Origin of the sequence: Shewanella sp. AC34-MNA-CIBAN-0136, from assembly GCF_040309945.1 — a bacterium.
Classification (GTDB): Bacteria; Pseudomonadota; Gammaproteobacteria; order Enterobacterales; family Shewanellaceae; genus Shewanella.
Genome location: NZ_JBEOPJ010000007.1, coordinates 231,165 through 237,164, shown reverse-complemented (window position 1 = coordinate 237,164; position 6,000 = coordinate 231,165). Strand labels below are relative to the sequence as shown.

Sequence of the window (6,000 nt, the reverse complement as noted above, 5' to 3'; positions counted from 1 at the left end):
TGGCTCCCCAAACTGGACTCGAACCAGTGACATACGGATTAACAGTCCGCCGTTCTACCAACTGAACTATTGGGGAAGCGTATTATTTCAAATGTGTTATCTCGATGGCTCCCCAAACTGGACTTGAACCAGTGACATACGGATTAACAGTCCGCCGTTCTACCAACTGAACTATTGGGGAATTATTTCGATAACAGTAAACGATGGCTCCCCAAACTGGACTCGAACCAGTGACATACGGATTAACAGTCCGCCGTTCTACCAACTGAACTATTGGGGAATTACGCTTACATCTCAACTCTGCATACTAAATTGGCTCCCCAGACTGGACTCGAACCAGTGACATACGGATTAACAGTCCGCCGTTCTACCAACTGAACTACTGGGGAAGCGTTTTTAGCAATGTATTGCTGAGAACGGAGCGCATAGTAAAACGCTCTGGTAACTGAGTCAACTCGAGTTATAAAAAAAAACGCATTTATGTGACTAATTGGTTACCAAACACACATCGTGAACGACTTTTGGGCATTTGTGTCGATTTTTAAACAATGAAAACAAAATGAATCACTTACTCTCAACATTCATTTCCACGATTATAAAGACAATATTTTTGTATACATCATGTTTTTGATGTCTATCGTTGCGTTTTTTCGGCTATCTCGTCGGTGTGGTTTTATGGTGGAACTGAAAACCGTGTTGATATAAGTTCAATTCGGGATACAGAGATTGTATAGATCGGTAAAAACGGATTTATGGCAAGTCAGCAATATCAAACTTACTATTTGTTGTACTCATTAAGCTGATTTTACATGTGAAAAGGGGGCTTATTGCAAGTCAATGTCACTTTAAGCAAACTGAATGTCACTTTAAGCAAACTGATAGTGCAAACTTTGTGATGTGATAATTCTTTATTATCCTAAATTAAGGTTGATCTTATGAGATTGAGTTATGTCGTTATCGACAGCTTCTTGAGTCAAAGTATGTTAATGATATTTAAGTCAGCAAAGCATCGATACATAGCGCAAACGAGCTTTTAAACCGAGTAATACATTGTTGTACATTGTTGTTTTTAGCCGTTGAGATTACCCAGTTATCACCAGTGGCATTATAACTATATTGTCGACACCTTGATGAGTCCTATAGTGCAGTTATCACTAAATACTAAGACTTGCCTGAAAATAATCAATTTGAGTATGGCTAATATTCACCAGCCATAGCTTCGGCTGAGTCAACCATGTTTAGCGATACGAGGGAGGTGATATTTGTTGAATGTGTACTAGCGTCAGCGCTCACTGATCGCAATGTTGATCGGTGTTCAAGGCGTTGCTAATATATGAGGCGACTACAAATTTAAAACAGCAACTGAACTATTGTCGCTATCTTTCGTATTAATGTGCAAATGTAATTAAATTTCATCACAATTTTCTTACGTTTTTATGAAACTCACTTGCTCGCTACCCCGCAGTAGTATTGGGCTTTTGTGACTTATCCACTAAATCTGTGGATAAACTTGTGGACTTCTACTGTAAATAAGCGGCTAACCCTTGTTGCGCTTGAGTCGGACTTAAATTGGTACAAATATTTAGCGATAAGTTAAGTTGTTTTTAATCAAACAGATACGAAAATCAACAACTTTATTTTTTCACTGTTCTGTCAATTGCAAAATTGTAATCTCTTTGAATAGTAGATTGTGTATTAAATTGTGCTTTAAGCTCGATTTTTAGCGCATTTGTGGCCTCAAATACTGATCGAATCGATTTGTTTATAACTTTCATATTACGATCATTATGCTGTCATATTGAAGAACCAAGTGACAGAGAATGATCTGCATGAAACACACCAATATTAAATAATATTTTGCAATTTTTCCTTCAATATAGTTACTGCCTCAAGTAAAAACACCAGAGGTTTAGTACTATTATGTATCGCCATTAACCTGTGTTTAGGTATATGATAATTGGTTCAATAGAATAGGAAACCATGTTGTGTCAGAGTCAGTATTTTCCCTAGAGTCCAAATTCGAACCCGCCGGCGATCAACCTACAGCAATAAAAAAATTAGTAGATGGCTTAGAGTCTGGCGTTGCTAGCCAAACGTTATTAGGCGTAACAGGGTCAGGTAAAACCTATACTATCGCGAATGTGATTAAGCAAATGGGCAGGCCAACCATTATTATGGCGCCTAACAAAACACTTGCCGCGCAACTCTATGGCGAAATGAAAGAGTTTTTTCCACATAATGCGGTTGAATATTTTGTTTCTTATTATGATTACTATCAACCAGAAGCTTATGTACCCGCTTCTAATACCTTTATTGAAAAAGATGCATCGGTGAATGCCCACATCGAGCAAATGCGTTTATCGGCCACTAAAGCGTTATTAGAGCGTAAAGATGTGGTGCTTATTGCCTCTGTGTCGGCCATATATGGTTTAGGCGATCCCGATTCTTATATGAAGATGTTATTGCATTTGCGTCAAGGCGATTTTATGGGCCAACGTGACATCCTCATTCGGCTCAGTGAATTACAATACAAACGCAATGACATTGAGTTACAACGCGGGACATATCGAGTTCGCGGTGAAGTGATAGATATTTTTCCAGCAGAATCTGAACGCGAAGCCATTCGAATAGAATTATTTGACGACGAAATAGAACGCTTAAGTGAGTTTGATCCCTTGACCGGACAGATTAACAAACGAATAGCGCGTGCCACCATTTATCCCAAAACGCATTATGTGACACCAAGAGAGAAAATTTTAGCGGCAACTGAAGATATTAAAGAAGAACTCAGAGAACGTCGTCAATATCTACTCGATAACAATAAATTGATTGAAGCTCAGCGGATCACTGAGCGAGTTCAATACGACATAGAAATGATGGTCGAGCTAGGATATTGCTCCGGGATTGAAAACTACTCTCGATATTTATCAGGCAGATCGCCTGGAGAAGGTCCACCAACATTATTAGATTATTTACCTGCAGATGGTCTACTGATTATTGATGAGTCACATGTGACGGTACCGCAAATTGGCGCTATGTACAAAGGTGATAGAAGCAGGAAAATGAACTTAGTAGAGTATGGATTTCGATTACCATCAGCACTAGATAATCGGCCGTTAATGTTTGAAGAGTTTGAACGATTAATGCCGCAAACCATTTTTGTTTCAGCTACACCTAGTTTATACGAGCTTGAAAAAAGTACCGGCGAGATTGCTGAGCAGGTTGTAAGGCCAACCGGATTACTCGATCCTGTATTGGAAGTTCGGCCTGTGGGCATTCAAGTTGACGATCTTTTGTCTGAGATCCACAAACGCGTGGCGGTTAATGAGCGTGTGCTGGTGACCACATTAACTAAACGGATGTCTGAAGATCTGAGTGAATACCTTGACGAGCATGGGGTTAAAGTTCGTTATTTACATTCGGACATTGATACCGTTGAACGAGTTGAAATTATTCGTGATTTACGCTTGGGACGTTTTGACGTACTGATTGGCATTAACTTATTACGTGAAGGGCTAGATCTGCCTGAAGTGTCATTAGTGTGCATTTTAGATGCAGACAAAGAAGGCTTTTTACGTTCAGAGAGATCACTTATTCAGACCATCGGCCGTGCTGCTCGTAACGTTAACGGTAAAGTTATTCTATATGCGGACCGAATAACAAACTCAATGGCTAAAGCCATGGGGGAAACAGAGCGTCGCCGTGAAAAGCAACACCTACATAACCTTAAACTCGGTATTGTGCCTCGTGGAGTAGTGAAGAGTATTACCGATGTAATGGATGTAGGTGACACTAACTTCAGTAAAGGTACTCGTAAAAATCACTCTAAATTTGCTGAAGTGGCAGAAGAGCGAGCGAAATACACCAGTATTGCCGATTTGAGTCATCAAATTGATAAATTGGAAAAACAAATGCATGAACACGCTAAGAACCTAGAGTTTGAACAAGCTGCTGCCGTGCGTGATGACGTCAAACATTTACGTGACCTGATCATTGTAAACAGTTAATTTACTGAAAAATATAATTTTAGGTGAAAATAGATAGCCAGTTTATCAATGAAAATATGAAAAACTGGCTGAGAATGTTCTCTAGATGACATTGTAGCGTCAGTTAATTGATTTTAAATTGACCAATTTGAGCTCTTAACTGTTGTGATAACTGACCAACTTGGATACTGGCAGTATTTGATTGCTGGGCATTGGTCACTGTCAAACGAGCTTCATCGCTAATATTGACAATATTACGATTAATTTCATCGCTTACTGCAGTTTGTTCTTCTGCTGCGGTCGCTATTTGAGTCGCCATATTGGCTATTGTCGCCACAGACTGAGTAATTTTGGTTAGCGCATCACCAGCTTGCGCCGCTTGCTCCGTACTGTTAATGGCTTGCTCTCGACTCGATGCCATTACTGTCACGGCTCCTTTTACGCCTGATTGTAATTGGCCAATCATTTGCTGAATTTGGTTAGTCGAATCTTGAGTTCGTTTTGCTAGGGTGCGCACTTCATCAGCGACAACAGCAAAACCTCGTCCTTGCTCTCCTGCACGCGCAGCCTCAATCGCAGCATTCAGAGCCAGTAAGTTGGTTTGATCTGCAATGCCTCGAATGACTTCTAAGATAGTGCCAATATTATCGGCATCTTTTTGCAATTGATAGAGTGCATTAGCGGCTTGTTCAACCCCTTTAGCAAGATGATCAATCGAAGTAATCGTTTTCTTGACAATGTTGTCACCATGCAGTGCTTGTGCATCAGATTCTTGAGCTGCTTGAGCGGCTAACTCTGCATTATTGGCAACTTCAATGACGGTGGCTTGCATTTGATTCATAGCGGTAGCGACTTGTTCAGTTTCACTTTGTAGTCGTTGCATCCCACTCAACGTTTCGTTACTAGCCGAAGTTAATTGGTCGCTTGCTGTACCTAATTGTTGGGTATTATGATTAAAGTCAGTAATTAATTCGCCAATATTACCAACAAACGCATTAAAACTGGCGGCAACTTTGGCAATTTCATCATCACTGCTATCATCTAACCTTGCGGTTAAATCTTTGGCGCCAGAGGCCACATTGCGCATTGAATCATCAAGTTTTTTAAGTGGTGTTAAAATACGTTGGTATAGCACTATCATAATGATCACTATAAACAATCCTATGCCAATGCTTCCCCATAATTGCACTCTAGCAGCGGTAGTGGTTGCCCTGAGAGTTTCATTAACGGTGAGTATAAATTGCTGATCGAGTTTTTGAGCCAATAGATCCAAGTTATCAGCTAAATCGCCAGCCGCATCATCAAAACCACCAGCGCTTTTCATTAATAAATTGCCGGCATCAGTTCCTTGAGTCAAATAAGCATCAGCCATTTTTATGCCTGAATCATGTAATGAATTAACTTGGCGTTTAATGTTTTGTGCCTGAACGGTAAATTCAGGAGCATATTGAATCAATTTTTCAATATGTTCTAGGGCGCTTTGCTTACTTTCGAGTGCTTCTGACTTTGCTTCATCACTTTTTGTTGCACCGACATCTGTTAGAAATTGCTGTATTTGCACGACAAAATAACGAGTATCTTTTAAGGCAAATATGGCATTAACTTGTTGTTCTTCATGTTTAACATTTACATGTATACGTGATTGCTGAACACTCATAACCCAAGCTAATAGTGTCAACGCAGTTAACGTTAGCATAATGGTAATTTGGAGCATTCTCTTAATTGAGAACTTTATATTCATAGAAATATCCTTGATGTAAGCATTACGGCTAGCGACGTTATAAGAATAACGATTGGGATAATTTATGTCATTAACTGGTAGCTGTTATTTGGACCAATGTCAGATATATAAAGTATTTAATAGTCATCTTTTGGTTATGGTCACACTTATTATTTTCAGCTATTTATTTCAGACAGAAAAAGCATAGGTTAATTTTATAACAGCTTTTAATGCATTCCTTTTTATAATCAGATGCTTGGGGTGTTAAATCGAGTTGGAAAAGTAATTAAAATA

The 6,000-nt window shown here is 39.3% G+C and carries 2 protein-coding genes and 4 tRNA genes; 1 reads left to right on the top strand and 5 read right to left on the bottom strand.

Annotated elements, in window-relative coordinates:
* The 4 genes from AAEY94_RS09495 to AAEY94_RS09480 form a co-directional block, all read right to left on the bottom strand.
* Window positions 1–76 (bottom strand) — tRNA-Asn (locus AAEY94_RS09495).
* A gap of 29 nt (window positions 77–105) precedes the next feature.
* A tRNA-Asn gene (locus AAEY94_RS09490) sits at window positions 106–181 on the bottom strand.
* A 23-nt stretch (window positions 182–204) separates the two neighbouring features.
* Window positions 205–280 (bottom strand) — tRNA-Asn (locus AAEY94_RS09485).
* Between the two features lie 33 nt (window positions 281–313).
* A tRNA-Asn gene (locus AAEY94_RS09480) sits at window positions 314–389 on the bottom strand.
* 1,596 nt (window positions 390–1,985) lie between these two features.
* On the opposite strand from AAEY94_RS09480, the gene uvrB reads away from it, so the two are divergent.
* Entirely contained in the window at window positions 1,986–4,007 is a 2,022-nt protein-coding gene (gene uvrB, locus AAEY94_RS09475) for an excinuclease ABC subunit UvrB (protein WP_192115015.1), read from the top strand.
* 103 nt (window positions 4,008–4,110) lie between these two features.
* On the opposite strand, the gene AAEY94_RS09470 is transcribed toward uvrB, so the two are convergent.
* The gene (locus tag AAEY94_RS09470; protein WP_101087041.1) at window positions 4,111–5,727 is read right to left on the bottom strand and encodes a methyl-accepting chemotaxis protein; all 1,617 of its coding nucleotides are present in this window, start codon (window positions 5,725–5,727) and stop codon (window positions 4,111–4,113) included.
* Window positions 5,728–6,000 lie beyond the last annotated feature (273 nt).

Bases quoted from the DNA above. Each gene is read 5' to 3' on its own strand.
- AAEY94_RS09470 (WP_101087041.1), bottom strand. From the start codon at position 5,727: ATGAATATAAAGTTCTCAATTAAGAGAATGCTCCAAATTACCATTATG.